This is a genomic window from Micromonospora sp. LZ37 (assembly GCF_059359015.1).
Genome location: NZ_JCADBL010000015.1, coordinates 15,323 through 29,050 on the forward strand (window position 1 = coordinate 15,323; position 13,728 = coordinate 29,050).

At 74.8% G+C, this 13,728-nt stretch carries 12 protein-coding genes; 7 read left to right on the forward strand and 5 right to left on the reverse strand.

Annotated features, from left to right (window positions below; genetic code table 11):
- Positions 1-79 precede the first annotated feature (79 nt).
- The gene (locus AC5L3Z_RS25825; protein WP_494845676.1) at positions 80-868 is read left to right on the forward strand and encodes a trans-aconitate 2-methyltransferase; all 789 of its coding nucleotides are present in this window, start codon (positions 80-82) and stop codon (positions 866-868) included.
- Positions 865-1,884, forward strand: a complete 1,020-nt coding sequence (locus AC5L3Z_RS25830) for an adenosine deaminase (RefSeq protein ID WP_334527104.1) — start codon at positions 865-867, stop codon at positions 1,882-1,884. The genes AC5L3Z_RS25825 and AC5L3Z_RS25830 overlap by 4 nt, the downstream gene beginning before the upstream one ends.
- A 421-nt stretch (positions 1,885-2,305) precedes the next feature.
- On the opposite strand, the gene AC5L3Z_RS25835 is transcribed toward AC5L3Z_RS25830, so the two are convergent.
- Positions 2,306-3,709 (reverse strand): HAMP domain-containing sensor histidine kinase, encoded by a 1,404-nt coding sequence (locus AC5L3Z_RS25835; protein ID WP_494845677.1) that lies wholly within the window; start codon positions 3,707-3,709, stop codon positions 2,306-2,308.
- A gap of 29 nt (positions 3,710-3,738) precedes the next feature.
- Positions 3,739-4,428: a response regulator transcription factor gene (locus tag AC5L3Z_RS25840; RefSeq protein ID WP_222957637.1), complete on the reverse strand. Its 690-nt coding sequence runs from the start codon at positions 4,426-4,428 to the stop codon at positions 3,739-3,741.
- 73 nt (positions 4,429-4,501) lie between these two features.
- On the opposite strand from AC5L3Z_RS25840, the gene AC5L3Z_RS25845 reads away from it, so the two are divergent.
- Entirely contained in the window at positions 4,502-5,422 is a 921-nt protein-coding gene (locus tag AC5L3Z_RS25845) for an ADP-ribosylglycohydrolase family protein (RefSeq protein WP_494845679.1), read from the forward strand.
- A gap of 2 nt (positions 5,423-5,424) precedes the next feature.
- Here the strand turns inward: AC5L3Z_RS25845 and AC5L3Z_RS25850 are convergent, their stop codons facing one another.
- Positions 5,425-6,270, reverse strand: a complete 846-nt coding sequence (locus tag AC5L3Z_RS25850; protein ID WP_494845680.1) for a DUF1775 domain-containing protein — start codon at positions 6,268-6,270, stop codon at positions 5,425-5,427.
- A gap of 204 nt (positions 6,271-6,474) precedes the next feature.
- Here AC5L3Z_RS25850 and thrS point away from each other — a divergent pair, with 204 nt between their 5' ends.
- From thrS to AC5L3Z_RS25865, 3 genes are all read left to right on the forward strand, one after another.
- Positions 6,475-8,478, forward strand: a complete 2,004-nt coding sequence (thrS, locus tag AC5L3Z_RS25855; protein ID WP_494845682.1) for a threonine--tRNA ligase — start codon at positions 6,475-6,477, stop codon at positions 8,476-8,478.
- Between the two features lie 98 nt (positions 8,479-8,576).
- Positions 8,577-9,134 carry an HIT family protein gene (locus tag AC5L3Z_RS25860; RefSeq protein ID WP_494845683.1) on the forward strand — a complete coding sequence of 186 codons (558 nt, stop codon included), beginning with the start codon at positions 8,577-8,579 and terminating at the stop codon, positions 9,132-9,134.
- Between the two features lie 68 nt (positions 9,135-9,202).
- Positions 9,203-9,835 (forward strand): CG0192-related protein, encoded by a 633-nt coding sequence (locus AC5L3Z_RS25865; protein WP_494845684.1) that lies wholly within the window; start codon positions 9,203-9,205, stop codon positions 9,833-9,835.
- Between the two features lie 43 nt (positions 9,836-9,878).
- Here the strand turns inward: AC5L3Z_RS25865 and AC5L3Z_RS25870 are convergent, their stop codons facing one another.
- The gene (locus tag AC5L3Z_RS25870; RefSeq protein ID WP_494845685.1) at positions 9,879-10,370 is read right to left on the reverse strand and encodes a hypothetical protein; all 492 of its coding nucleotides are present in this window, start codon (positions 10,368-10,370) and stop codon (positions 9,879-9,881) included.
- 55 nt (positions 10,371-10,425) lie between these two features.
- Between AC5L3Z_RS25870 and AC5L3Z_RS25875 the strand changes: the two genes are divergently transcribed.
- Positions 10,426-11,484 (forward strand): aldo/keto reductase, encoded by a 1,059-nt coding sequence (locus AC5L3Z_RS25875; protein WP_494845687.1) that lies wholly within the window; start codon positions 10,426-10,428, stop codon positions 11,482-11,484.
- A gap of 16 nt (positions 11,485-11,500) precedes the next feature.
- On the opposite strand, the gene AC5L3Z_RS25880 is transcribed toward AC5L3Z_RS25875, so the two are convergent.
- Complete coding sequence (locus AC5L3Z_RS25880; RefSeq protein ID WP_494845688.1) at positions 11,501-13,663, reverse strand: elongation factor G-like protein EF-G2; 2,163 nt, start codon at positions 13,661-13,663, stop codon at positions 11,501-11,503.
- Positions 13,664-13,728: the final 65 nt, after the last annotated feature.

Genomic DNA, 13,728 nt, shown 5'->3' on the forward strand with positions numbered 1-13,728 from the left:
GAGCCTAGTGACCGGCTTGCCGGGCCGCAGCGGGGACCGTAGGGTTTCAGCAAGACGTACGTACGGTATGGAGGCTGCGATGTGGGACCCGACGACCTACCTCCGCTACGCCGACGAGCGCTCGCGACCCTTCCACGACCTCGTCGCCCGCGTCGCCGCCGACCGGCCACGGGCCGTGGTCGACCTCGGTTGCGGGCCCGGCACCCTCACCGCCACCCTCGCCGCCCGCTGGCCCGACGCCCGGATCGCCGGCATCGACTCCTCCCCGGAGATGATCGACCGGGCTGCCGCGCTGGAGGCCCCCGTCGACTTCACCGTCGGTGACGTGCGGCGGTGGCGCCCCGGGCCCGACGTCGACGTGGTCGTCGCCAACGCGGTGCTCCAGTGGGTCCCCGGCCACCGCGAACTGCTCACCCGCTGGGCCGGCGAACTGCCCGCCGGCGCCTGGCTGGCGTTCCAGGTCCCGGGCAACTTCGCCGCCCCGTCGCACGGGGCGCTGCGCGAGGTCGCCCGGCGGGAACGCTGGTCGGCCACGCTCGGCCCGCTGCTGCGCGAGGCGCCGGTCGGCGACCCGAGCGACTACGCCGCGTCGCTGGCCGCCGCCGGTTGCGCGGTCGACGCCTGGGAGACTACCTACGTGCACCTGCTGCCCGCCGCCGCCGACCATCCGGTACTGGCCTGGATGGAGGGGACGGCGCTGCGCCCGGTCCGGGCCGCGCTGGACGCCGCGGCCTGGGCGGATTTCCGCGCCGAGTTGGCCGTACGCCTCGCCGAGGCGTACCCGGCACGGCATGGTCAGGTGTACTTCCCGTTCCGCCGGATCTTCGTGGTCGCCCGCACCGGCGCCCGTGCAGAGGAGAAGCTGTGACCGACCTGCCCACCTTCATCGCCGGACTGCCCAAGGTGGAGCTGCACGTCCACCACGTCGGCTCCGCCTCGCCGCGGATCGTCGCCGAGCTGGCCGCCCGCCACGAGGGACGCAGCCCGGTGCCGGCGGACCCGGAGGCGCTCGCCGACTACTTCGCGTTCCGCGACTTCGCCCACTTCATCGAGGTCTACCTCAGCGTGGTCGACCTGATCCGCGACCCCGAGGACGTCTGGATCCTCACCCACGAGGTGGCCCGCGAGCTGGCCCGCCAGCAGGTCCGCTACGCCGAGCTGACCGTCACCCCGTACTCGCACGTGCACCGGGGCATCCCCGCCCCCGCGTTCTGCGAGGCGATCGAGGACGCCCGCAAGCGCGCCGAGGCCGACTTCGGCGTCGCCCTGCGTTGGTGCTTCGACATCCCGGGCGAGGCCGGCCTGCCGGCCGCCGAGGAGACCCTGCGGATCGCCCTGGAGGAGCGTCCCGACGGGTTGATCAGCTTCGGCCTGGGCGGACCCGAGATCGGGGTGCCCCGGCCGCAGTTCAAGCCGTACTTCGACCAGGCCCGGGCGGCCGGGCTGCGCTCGGTGCCGCACGCCGGGGAGACCACCGGCCCGCAGACCGTCTGGGACGCGCTGCGCGACCTCGGCGCCGAGCGGATCGGCCACGGCATCTCCGCCGCCGGCGACCCGGAGCTGCTGGCGTACCTGGCCGAGCGGCGGATCGCCCTGGAGGTCTGCCCGACCTCCAACGTGCGGACCCGCGCGGTGCCCCACCTCGCCGAGCACCCGCTGAAGCGGCTCGTCGACGCCGGCGTGCTGGTCACCATCAACTCCGACGACCCGCCGATGTTCGGCACCACCCTCAACGACGAGTACGCGGTCGCGGCCCGGCTGCTCGACGCCGGCCCCGACCGGCTGGCCGCGCTGGCCCGCGACGCGGTGACCGCCTCGTTCCTGGAGCCGGCGGAGAAGGCCCGGATCACCGCCGAGATCGACGCCTACGCGGCGACCGCGTAGCCGGCTCACCGGGCCCCACTTACCCGGTCGATGATCGGCACGGTTTGCGGCGTGTCGGGGTGTCCAGCGCCGCTGACACCCCGACACGCCGCAAACGGTGGGTCTTTGATCAGCGGTCGACGGCCTGCCGGGCCGGAGCGCGCCGGCCGATGACGGCGGGGCAGCGGGGTGGCCGGGTCAGGGCCAACTCATCGGCTCACCGCACGACTGTCGGGCCGGTGAGGGGTGCGCGCGACGGGAGCGGGGTGTGGGGGGACCGCACTCCCGCCGCGCGCCCGGGTCCACCGACCGGTGGGTGTCAGGGGCGACAGGCCGGTGGACTGGTGGGTTCGGAACTGATCATGCCAGCCCGGACCCCGGACACCGCCGTGGTTAACCCGGATCTAAGGAAGACTTGCGCCGGGCCACAACCCGGCCCCGCTCAGCTGCCCGAGGGGCGCTGCCGCGGCCAGCGACGTCCGCCGCTCTTCTGCTCCCGGGCCTCCCGGGCCATCCGGCCGACCAGCCCGAACCGGCTGACCTGTCGGGGCGTCGCCTCCGGATCCGCCAGCAGCATCACCACGCTCGCCCCGCCCAGCCGGGCCCGGTCGATGCTCACCGAGCCGTTGGCCTGCAACGCGACCCGCTTGGCGATGTCCAGCCCCAGCCCGGTCGAGCCCTGGTCACTGGCGCCCCGGCGCAGCGCCCGGTCCGGGTTGGCGATCCCCGGGCCGGCGTCGTCGATCCGGATCGCCACGTACCCGTCCCGGCGGGAGACCGCCACCTCGAACGCGGTCCCCTGCGGGGTGTAGCGGAAGACGTTGCCGATCACCGCGTCCAGGGCGGCCGCCAGCTCGGCCCGGGGGACCGGGGCGGGGATGCGCAGTTGCGCGCCGCTGACCCGGTGCGGCCGGTTCTGGTCGCCGGCCAGGGCCGCCCAGAACACCATCCGGTCCCGGACCACCTCGCTGACGTCGCACTCCGCCGGCCCGGCCTCGTGGGCGACCGCCTTACGGGTGGTCTTGATCAGCACGTCGATCTCACCCTCCAGGGTGACGATCGCCTGCCGGATCCGCCGGATCGTGCGCCGCCGGTCCAGCTCCGCCGGGGTGAACGAGCCGACGCTGGTGTCGTCGGAGTCCAGCCCCTCGGCGTCGAGCCGCAGCACGGTCAGCGGGGTGCGCAGCCGGTGCGACAGGTCCGCGACCAGTTCCCGTTCGTCGGTGCGGGAGGCGACCAGGCGGTCCGCCATCCGGTTGAAGGCGTAGCCGGCCTCGGCCAGCTCGCGCGGCCCGCTCGGCTCGACCCGTACGCCGAGGTCGCCGTCGCCCACCGCGAGGGCCGCCCGGACCAGGCCCCGGGTGGAGTCCACGGCGCGGGCCGCCACTCGGTCCACCACGATCACCGCCGCGCCGACCAGCGCCAGGGCCACCCCGGCGAGCAGCAGCCAGGTCCCGCCCGCGCCCTCGGACAGCTCCGACTCCGGTACGAAGACCTCCACCACGGCGACCTCGTCGTCGAGCACCACCGGGTCCAGCCGCAGCATTCCGCCGGGGACCTCGGTGAGCACCGACTTCTGCTCCACCCGGGCCCGGTCGAGGTCACCGGCCGAGGCCCGGCCGGCCGAGGAGTCCCCGCCCAGGCCGTGCACCACCGGCCGGGTCGCCGGGTCGTCGCCGCTGGCCTCCACGGCCCGTCGCACGGCCGCCGGGTCGGTGCTGACCGCGAGCGCCCCGGTGACCAGCGCGCCCCGCCGCGCCGCGTCGGCCAGCGCCTCCTCCCGCACCTCGCCGCGCAGGCTCAACCCGAGCGGGATCAGGAAGGCGAGCGCGACCAGCGCGCACATGCCGGCCGTGAGGTAGGCCAGCGCCAGCCTCAGTCCGGGGCCACCAGCCGGAACCCCACCCCCCGCACGGTGCGCAGGTAGCGGGGCTTCGCCGCGGACTCGCCCATCTTTCGGCGTAGCCAGTACAGGTGAACGTCGATGGTCTGGTCCTCGCCGACCGACGGCTGCCGCCATACCTCCTCCAAGAGCTCCCGCCGGGACACTACCCGGCCGGGTCGTGCGGCGAGATACGCCAGCAGGTCGAATTCCTTGCGGGTCAGCGCCAGCGGCTCCCCGTCGAGCACCGCGCTGCGCTCGCCCACGTCCACCCGCAGGCCGCCGACGGTGTGCACCGCCGGCTGCACCGTGCGGCTGGCCCGGCCGACCCGGCGCAGCACGGTGGTGATCCGGGCGTCGAGGTGGGCGCCGGTGAACGGCTTGACCATGTAGTCGTCCGCGCCGGCGCGCAGCAGCCGGACCACCGACTGCTCGTCGTCGCGGGCGGTGGCGATGATGATCGGCACGTCGGTGATGCCGCGCAGCATGCGCAGCGCGTCCGAGCCGTCCAGGTCGGGCAGGCCGAGGTCCAGCACGACCAGGTCGGGGGTCTCGGCGGCGACCCGGCGCAGCGCGTCCAGCGCCGTACCGACCGCGTGCACGGCGTGCCCCCGGTCGGTGAGGGAACGCAGCATCGCGCCGCGTACGACGTGATCGTCTTCGACCAGGAGCACGGTGGCCACGTCAGCACCGTACTGCCCGTGGCAAGTTGATCGCGTTGCGGCGTGCCCGCGGAACGGGCAAGCTGGCACGACGATGCCCTTCACTCTCTTTCCCGACACCCGGCTCTCCCTGGCCCGGGACAGCCTCACCGGTCTCTCCGTCGGCGACGCCCTCGGGTCGCAGTTCTTCGTCCCCGGCCACCACCCCGAAGACATGGCCGCCGGCCGGCTCCCGTCGCCACCGTGGCAGTGGACCGACGACACCGAGATGGCCTGCTCGGTGGTCGCCGAACTCGCCGAGCACGGGGACCTCGACCGGGACCGGCTGGCGTTGGCGTTCGCCGAGCGCTGCGAGCCGTACCGGGGTTACGGACCCGGCGCGGTGACCATCCTGCGGCTGATCCGCACCGGCACGCCGTGGCCGGTGGCCGCCGCCTCGGCGTTCGACGGGCAGGGTTCCTGCGGCAACGGCGCGGCGATGCGGGTCGGCCCGCTCGGCGCCTGGTTCGCCGACTCGACCCGCCGGGCGGCGGACCGGGCCCGGGCCTCCGCCGAGGTCACCCACGCCCACCCGGAGGGCATCGCCGGGGCGGTCGCGGTGGCCGTCGCCGCCGCGCTGGCCGCCCGGGCCCGGCTGGACGGCATCCGCCCCGACCCGGACCGGCTGCTGGCCGCGGTCGCCGCCGCGCTGGACCCGGCCGCCGAGGTGCACCGCCGGACCCGCCGGGCCGCCGGACTGCTCGGCCGGCCGCTGGCCGAGGCCGTCGACGTGCTCGGCAACGGCTCGCGGGTCACCGCGCAGGACACCGTCGCCTTCACCCTCTGGGTCGCCGCCACCCACCTCGAGGACTACCCGGCGGCGATCCGCGCCTGCGTCGAGGCGGGCGGGGACGTGGACACCACCGCCGCGATCGTGGGCGCGGTGGTCGCCGCGTACACCGGGGTGGGCACGCCCGGTGGGGTGCCCGACGGGTGGCTCGCCGCGCGGGAGCCGTTGCCGGAGTGGGTGCGCTGAGCTCAGCGTGAGCCCACCGGTTCGGCCCGCTCGCCCGGTGGCCGCGCCCCCTCGGCCGGCTCGTCGGCCGTCGGCCCGCCCGCGTCCCCGGCGTCGTCGGGGTCGTCGGTCGGGTCGGCCCGGTGCCGGCCCCGGCTCACCGCCCAGCCGACCACCGCGCCGCCGCCGACACCGATCAGCAGCCCGCCGCCGAGCAGCACGTTGGCGCTCGGCCCGGCCTCGGCCGGTCCCGGCGCGGCGGCGGGATCCGCCGCGGCCCCGGCGTCGCCGGTGGTGCCGCCGTGGGCGTGACCGGTGACCGCGCCGGGGGCCGCCGGCAGCAGGGTCAGCGTGGGGGCGGGGTGCGTCCCGCCGGCCGGGTCGGCCCAGCGCACCACCGTCCCGTCCGCGTACGTCTGGACCACCTCGAAGCGCATCGTGTCGGCCTGCGGTAGCGGGCCCATGGCCAGCGGCAACCGGGCCGGCCCGGCCGACGGGGCGCCCGCGGCCCGGGTCCAGGTCACCGCGGCGGTCACCGAGGTGACCCCGGCGGAGTGGATGCCGGCCACCGGTTCGTCCAGGGTCCGCGAGGTCATCAGCGGCGCCCAACCGTCTACCGACAGCGGGTAGACCTCGCCGACCGGGGCGTCGGCGGGGAGCCTGACCTCGATCTTCCGCGTCCGCGTCCCGGGCCGCTCCTCGGGCACCACGAACGTCACCTCCACCGCCCCGCCCTGCACGGCCCGGGTCGGGGTGGTCGTCACCTCCGCCGCCTGGGCCGCCCCCGGCCAGCCCAGCACCCCGGCGACCGCGGCGGCCAGCACCGCCCCGGCCCGGGTCCGACGGCTGCCGCCACGGGTCGTCGCCATCGCTGCCCCCATCCGTGTCCGCGTGACCGGCTCCGGCCACACCGGGTAGTTCGGACGGGAGGCCGGAAAGGTTCAATCGGCGGCGGTGGAAAAGGCCGCCCGTGCTCTACCGGAGGCGTTACGAGGGGGCCCGGCCTCTGCCGATAGCATCGCAGGGAGCCGGTCCCCGGCACGATCCGTACCGTCTGCAGCTGAGGAGTCACCGTGTCCGCACCCCGTACCCCCGTCGTGGCCGACCCCGTCGTCGTCGCCGCCGGGACGACGGCGGCCGACGCGGTGGCCGCGGCCGGGCTGCCCGCGAACGGCCCCAAGGCGGTCGTGGTGGTCCGCGACCCGCAGGGCCGGCTGCGCGACCTGGACTGGGCGCCGGCCGAGGAGACCACCGTCGAGCCGGTCAGCCTGGACTCGCCGGACGGCCTGGACGTGCTGCGCCACTCCACCGCGCACGTGCTCGCCCAGGCCGTGCAGGACGTCTTCCCGGAGGCGAAGCTCGGCATCGGCCCGCCCATCGAGAACGGCTTCTACTACGACTTCGCCGTCGACAAGCCGTTCCAGCCGGACGACCTGGCCAAGCTCGAGAAGCGGATGCAGGAGATCGTCAAGTCCGGGCAGCGGTTCCGCCGCCGCCGTTTCGGCAGCCTGGACGAGGCGAAGGCCGAACTGGCCGCCGAGCCGTTCAAGCTGGAGCTCATCGACGTCAAGGGCGAGGGGCTGGACACCGCCGAGGTGATGGAGGTCGGCGGTGGTGAGCTCACCATCTACGACAACCTCGACGCCAAGGAGGACAAGGTCTGCTGGTCGGACCTCTGCCGTGGCCCGCACCTGCCGAACACCCGGCTGATCGGCGCGTTCAAGCTGATGCGCTCCGCCGCCGCCTACTGGCGCGGGTCGGAGAAGAACCCGCAGCTCCAGCGGGTGTACGGCACCGCGTGGCCGACCCGCGACGAGCTGAAGGCGTACCTGAAGCTGCTGGAGGAGGCCGCCCGGCGCGACCACCGCAAGCTCGGCGCGGACCTCGACCTGTTCAGCTTCCCCGACGAGATCGGCTCCGGCCTGGCGGTCTTCCACCCCAAGGGCGGCATCATCCGCCGGGAGATGGAGGACTACTCCCGCCGCCGGCACGAGGCCGCCGGGTACGAGTTCGTCAACACCCCGCACATCACCAAGGCGCAGCTCTTCGAGACCTCCGGGCACCTCCAGTGGTACGCCGACGGCATGTACCCGCCCATGGAGATGGAGGGCGCGAACTACTACCTCAAGCCGATGAACTGCCCGTTCCACAACCTGATCTTCCGGTCGCGCGGGCGGTCCTACCGCGAGCTGCCGCTGCGGCTGTTCGAGTTCGGGTCGGTCTACCGGTTCGAGAAGTCCGGCGTGGTGCACGGCCTGACCCGGGTGCGCGGCATGACCCAGGACGACTCCCACATCTACTGCACCCCGGAGCAGATGGCCGGCGAGCTGAAGTCGCTGCTGGCCTTCGTCCTCGACCTGCTGCGCGACTACGGCCTGGACGACTTCTACCTGGAGCTGTCCACGCGCAACCCGGAGAAGTCGGTCGGCACCGACGAGAACTGGGAGCGGGCCACCGAGGCGCTGCGCTCGGCCGCCGAGGACTCCGGCCTGGACCTGGTGCCCGACCCGGGTGGCGCGGCCTTCTACGGGCCGAAGATCTCCGTGCAGGCCAAGGACGCGATCGGCCGGACCTGGCAGATGTCCACGATCCAGGTGGACTTCAACCTGCCGGAGCGGTTCGGGCTGGAGTACCAGGCCGCCGACGGCACCCGGCAGCGGCCGGTGATGATCCACCGGGCGCTCTTCGGTTCGATCGAACGGTTCTTCGGGGTGCTCACCGAGCACTACGCGGGCGCGTTCCCGGCCTGGCTGGCGCCGGTGCAGGTGATCGGCATCCCGATCCGTGAGGACCACACCGACTACCTGCACGGCTTCGTCGCGGCGCTGCGCGCCGAGGGGATCCGCGCCCAGGTCGACGCCGGTGACGACCGGATGCAGAAGAAGATCCGCACCGCGCAGCAGCAGAAGATCCCGTTCATGGTGATCGCCGGCGACGACGACGTGGCCGCCGGCACGGTGTCGTTCCGGTACCGCGACGGCTCGCAGCGCAACGGGGTGCCGATGACCGAGGCGGTCACCCACGTGCTGGACGTGGTGGGCTCCCGCGCCAACTCGGGGCCGTCCGCCGCGAGCTGAGCACTCCGCGGCGGGTGCTCCCGCCGGCCGGGCCCGAGCGGCCCGGCCGGCCGGTACGGCCGACCGGGGTTCACCGCGGTGAACGTAGGATCGGCGATGTGACTGGGGCGGAACGGCACTTCGACGGCGGCACGGAAACCGGCTCGGCGGACGGGCTGGAGCGGCTCTGGACGCCGCACCGGATGACCTACATCTCCGGGGAGGACCGCCCCGAGGGCGGCTACGAGAAGCCCACCGGCTGCCCGTTCTGCCTGGCCCCCGGCCTGCCGCCGGAGCAGAGCCTGGTGGTGGCCCGGGGCGAGCGGGTCTACGCGGTGCTGAACCTCTACCCGTACAACCCCGGTCACCTGCTGGTCTGCCCGTACCGGCACGTCGCCGACTACACCGAGCTCGACCCTGACGAGACGATCGAGCTGGGCGTCTTCACCCAGACCGCGATGCGGGTGGTCCGCAAGGTCAGCAACGCGCACGGCTTCAACCTGGGCATGAACCAGGGCGGGGTGGCGGGCGCCGGCATCGCCGCGCACCTGCACCAGCACGTGGTGCCGCGCTGGGGTGGCGACGCCAACTTCATGCCGGTGATCGGCCGGACGAAGGTCCTGCCGCAGCTGCTCACCGACACCCGGGACCTCTTCGCCCAGGTCTGGCCGAGCTGATCCCGGCGGGCGGCCCACCGTGATCCACGGGGCGGCCCGGAGCCGGCGCGGCCTCTACCATTCGGCGCATGGCCCTGCTGCACCGCGCGGAGATCCGCCCCACCAAGCTGGAACTGTTGACCGACTGGCTGCCGGGCCGCTCCTGGTGGCGGGGCCCGCTCACCGCCGGGCTGACCCGCGTCGCCGGCTACCGGTTCGACGACCCGGCCGGCGCCGTCGGCATCGAGACGCTCCTGGTCCGCGCCGGTGACGGGCCGGTCCACCAGGTCCCGCTCACCTACCGCGACGCCCCGCTGGCCGGCGCGGGCGACTGGCTGGTCGGCACCACCCGGCACTCGGTGCTCGGCCCGCGCTGGGTCTACGACGCCTGCGGCGACCCGGTCCACGCCGCCGCCCTGGCGTCGGCCATCCTCACCGGCGCCGGCCAGGCGCAGGAGTACTTCGAGGTCGACGGCGTGCGCGAGGTCCGGGCACCCAGCATGACGATCACCAGTGGCGGCGCGAGCCACAGCGGGCCTCCCGCCGTCGGCGCCGTGCGCGCCGTGCGGGACGGCGACCTGACGGTCACCGTCACCGACTCCGTCGAGCTGACCGTCGTCCGCCGCCCCGGCGGCGCCGACGTGCCGCCGGGCGCCCGGCTCACCGGCACCTGGCCGGGGCAGTTGCACCCGGTGCCGCTGGCGTACGCCGTGCCGCGCTGACCCGCGCGCCGGGCCGGCGGGCCACCGCCGCCCCCGCCCGGCCTCAGCCGCGCAGCGCGGCGGCCAGCTCGGGCCAGCTCTCCACCCGGTGCACCCCGGGCAGGTGCCGGCGGTACGCGTCGACCTCGTCCGGGCGGGGCCGGAGCAGGTAGCGGTGCGGCACCGTGTCGAGGTAGCCGAGCACCTCCAGCCGGTCGTCGACGAAGTGGGTCAACCCCAGCCCGGCGGCGATCGGCGCCTTCTCCGGGCGGGTACGGCAGAAGCGCAGCCGCTCCGGCCCGATCCCGGTGCGGCCGTGGAAGTCGTGGTGGGCCAGCCACCGCCGGGTGCGCTCCTCGGTCTCCGCGCCGCACTTCGACACCACGTACGCCTCGTCGAAGAGCGGAACCACCTCGGCCAGCGCGTCGAACACGCCGGCCATCGGGGGTGTGCGCAGGAAGTTGCCGCCGAAGAACGAGGTGTCCTCGTCCCCGTCGCTCAGCTCGATGATCACGCCGCCGACGTCCACACCCAACCGCCGCATGTGCTCGATCATGCACGATCGGCGAACTCCGCGCCCGTCGCCGCGTTCGAGGTGGCACGATGCGTCGATGGCAGTGACGACAAGGACGTTGGGCCGCAGCGGCATCGAGGTCAGCGCCCTCGGCATGGGGTGCTGGGCGATCGGCGGCCCGTGGGCCGAGGGCAGCCGCCCGCTGGGCTGGGGCGCCGTGGACGACGAGGAGTCGATCCGGGCCGTCCGCCGGGCGCTCGACCTCGGGGTGACCCTGTTCGACACCGCCGACACCTACGGGGCCGGGCACGGTGAGCGGGTTCTCGGCCGGGCGCTCGCCGGCCGGCGGGACGAGGCGGTGGTCGCCACCAAGTGGGGGTACACCTTCGACGAACGGTCCCGGCAGGCCACCGGGGAGGACCCGTCCCCGGCGTACCTGCGCCGGGCGGTGACCGACTCGCTGCGCCGGTTGGACACCGACCGGATCGACCTGTACCAGCTGCACCTGGGTGACCTGTCGCTGCCCCGGGTGGAGGCGCTGGTGGGCACGCTGGAGGAGTTGGTCGCCGAGGGGCTGGTCCGGGCGTACGGGTGGAGCACCGACCGGGTCGACCGGGCGGCGGCCTTCGCGCAGGTCGCGCCGCACGCCACCGCCGTGCAGCACACCCTGTCGGCGCTGCGGGACGCCCCGGCGATGCTCACCGCGTGCGACAAGCACGACCTGGCCAGCGTCAACCGCAGCCCGCTCGGGATGGGGCTGCTGACCGGCAAGTACACCACCGCCTCGAAGCTGCCGCGCGACGACGTACGCGGCCTCGCCCCGACCTGGTTGGAGTGGTTCCGCGGCGGCCGGCCGGCGCCGGAGTGGCTGCGCCGGGTCGCCGCGGTCCGGGGGGTGCTCACCGCCGACGGCCGTACCCTCAGCCAGGGGGCGCTGGGCTGGATCTGGGCCCGCAGCGGGCGGACGGTGCCGATCCCCGGGTGCCGCACCGTCGCCCAGGTCGAGGAGAACGCCGCCGCCCTGCACCGGGGCCCGCTGACCCCGGACCACTTCGCCGAGGTGGAACGCCAGCTCGCGGCGGTACGCACCGCCGCCCTCCGCGACGCCGACCGCCCCCACTGGCCCATGCCCCCCGTTCCCGCCGCCCGCCCCTGACGGGGCGGGTGCGGGGTCAGGGGTGGGTGGTGTGTTCCTTGCGGGCCTGGTCGGCCAGGTGCGCGGGCATGGGGTCGTAGCGGACGAAGTGGCGGCGGAAGGTGCCGGTGCCGGCGGTCATCGCGCGCAGCTCCACCGCGTAGCGCAGCAGCTCGGTGGCGGGGACCTCGGCGCGGACCAGGGTGCGCCCCTCGGCGTCCGGGTCCGGCTCGGTGCCGAGCACCCGGCCGCGCCGGCCGGAGAGGTCGCCCAGCACCGCGCCCACCGAGGAGTCGGCCACCCGGACGACCACCTCGTCCACCGGCTCCAGCAGGGCCGGCTGTCCCTTCTCGGCGGCGTCGCGCAGGGCGAGCGCGCCGGCGGTCTGGAACGCCGCGTCGGAGGAGTCGACGCTGTGCGCCTTGCCGTCGACCAGGGTGACCCGCAGGTCCACCACCGGCTGGCCGGCGACCAGGCCGCGCTCCATCTGCGCCCGGACGCCCTTCTCCACCGACGGGATGTAGTTGTGCGGGACGGCGCCGCCGACCACCCGGTCGACGAACTCGAACCCGCCGCCGGCCGGCAGCGGCTCGACCTCGATGTCGCAGACGGCGTACTGGCCGTGGCCGCCGGACTGCTTGACGTGCCGGCCGTGCCCCTTCGCCGGCACGGTGAGCGTCTCCCGCAGCGGCACCCGCACCGGCTCGGTCTCCAGCTCCACCCCGCCGCTGCGCAGCCGGTCCAGCACCACGTCGGCGTGCGCCTCGCCCATGCACCAGAGCACCAGCTGGTGGGTCTCCGGGTTGCGCTCCAGCCGCAGCGTCGGGTCCCCGGCGACCAGCCGGGCCAGGTTGCGGGCCAGGGCGTCCTCGTCGGCCCGGGTCTTGGCCACCACCGCGACCGGCAGCAGCGGCTCCGGCATCTCCCAGGGGGCGATCAGCAGCGGCTCGTCCTTGGCGGAGACGGTGTCGCCGGTCTCCGCGCTGCCCGATTTGGTGATCGCGCAGATGTCACCGGCGACGCAGACCGGCACCTCGCGCAGCGTCGCGCCCAGCGGGCTGTAGACGTGCCCGACCCGCTCGTCGGCGTCGTGGTCGGGGTGCCCGCGCTCGGCCAGGCCGTGCCCGGAGACGTGCACCACCTGGTCGGGGCGGAGGGTGCCGGAGAAGACCCGCACCAGCGAGACCCGCCCGACGTGCCGGTCGACGGTGGTCTTGACCACCTCGGCCACCAGCGGGCCGTCCGGGTCGCAGCTCAGCGGGGGCCGGGGCGAGCCGTCCACCCCGGTGACCGCGGGCACCTCGTGCTCCAGCGGCGACGGGAAGGCGGCGGTCAGCACCTCCAGCAACGCGTCCAGCCCGACGCCGGTATCGGCGCAGACCGGCACCACCGGGTAGAAGTGGCCCCGGGCGACCGCCTTCTCCAGGTCCTCGATCAGGATCTCGGTGCCGATCTCCTCGCCCGCGAGGTAGCGGTCCATCAGCGACTCGTCTTCGCTCTCGGCGATGACACCCTCGATCAGCTCGTCGCGGGACTCGAGGATGGCCGGCAGGTGCTCCGGGTCCGGCTCGCGCACGTCGGCGGGGAGCCCGGCGGTGTAGTCGAAGACCCGGCGGGTGATCAGGCCGAGCAGGCCGACGGTGGACACCCCGTCGTCGCCGAGCATCGGCAGGTACAGCGGCATCACGTTGTCGCCGAAGACCCGCTGGCAGAGCGCCACCGTCTCGTCGAAGTCCGCCCGGGGCTGGTCCAGCCGGGCCACCGCGACCGCGCGCGGCATGTCGACCGCCGCGCACTCCTCCCACAGCGCCACGGTGGCCGCGTCCATCCCGCCCGCCGCCGAGACCACGAACAGCGCCGCGTCGGCGGCCCGCAGGCCGGCGCGCAGCTCGCCGACGAAGTCGGCGTAGCCGGGGGTGTCCAGCAGGTTCACCTTGATGCCGTTGTGCAGCAGCGGGGCGCAGGCCAGGCTCACCGAGCGCTGCTGGCGTACCGCCGCCGGGTCGTGGTCGCTGACGGTGGTGCCGTCGGCGACGGAGCCGGCCCGGCTGATCGTGCCGCTCGCCGCGAGCAGCGCCTCGACCAGGGTCGTCTTGCCCGCGCCGGAGTGCCCGACGAGCACCACGTTGCGAACCCTGCCGGGCTCGGTCACCACCGGCGCGTTGCCGGCGACACCCTTCTCCTGGTTCCTCTGCGCCATCGCGGCGCACCTCCCTCAGCGGTGGTTGGTGGCGACCGCCGCGGGCGACGGGGAAGCGGGGCCCG

Excerpts from the sequence above, each read along its gene's own strand:
- AC5L3Z_RS25875 (WP_494845687.1), top strand. The coding sequence starts at position 10,426 with ATGGCAGTGACGACAAGGACGTTGGGCCGCAGCGGCATCGAGGTCAGC.
- AC5L3Z_RS25835 (WP_494845677.1), bottom strand. The coding sequence starts at position 3,709 with ATGTGCGCGCTGGTCGCGCTCGCCTTCCTGATCCCGCTCGGGTTGAGC.
- AC5L3Z_RS25865 (WP_494845684.1), top strand. The coding sequence starts at position 9,203 with ATGGCCCTGCTGCACCGCGCGGAGATCCGCCCCACCAAGCTGGAACTG.
- AC5L3Z_RS25880 (WP_494845688.1), bottom strand. The coding sequence starts at position 13,663 with ATGGCGCAGAGGAACCAGGAGAAGGGTGTCGCCGGCAACGCGCCGGTG.
- AC5L3Z_RS25870 (WP_494845685.1), bottom strand. The coding sequence starts at position 10,370 with ATGATCGAGCACATGCGGCGGTTGGGTGTGGACGTCGGCGGCGTGATC.
- AC5L3Z_RS25850 (WP_494845680.1), bottom strand. The coding sequence starts at position 6,270 with ATGGCGACGACCCGTGGCGGCAGCCGTCGGACCCGGGCCGGGGCGGTG.
- AC5L3Z_RS25845 (WP_494845679.1), top strand. The coding sequence starts at position 4,502 with ATGCCCTTCACTCTCTTTCCCGACACCCGGCTCTCCCTGGCCCGGGAC.
- AC5L3Z_RS25825 (WP_494845676.1), top strand. The coding sequence starts at position 80 with ATGTGGGACCCGACGACCTACCTCCGCTACGCCGACGAGCGCTCGCGA.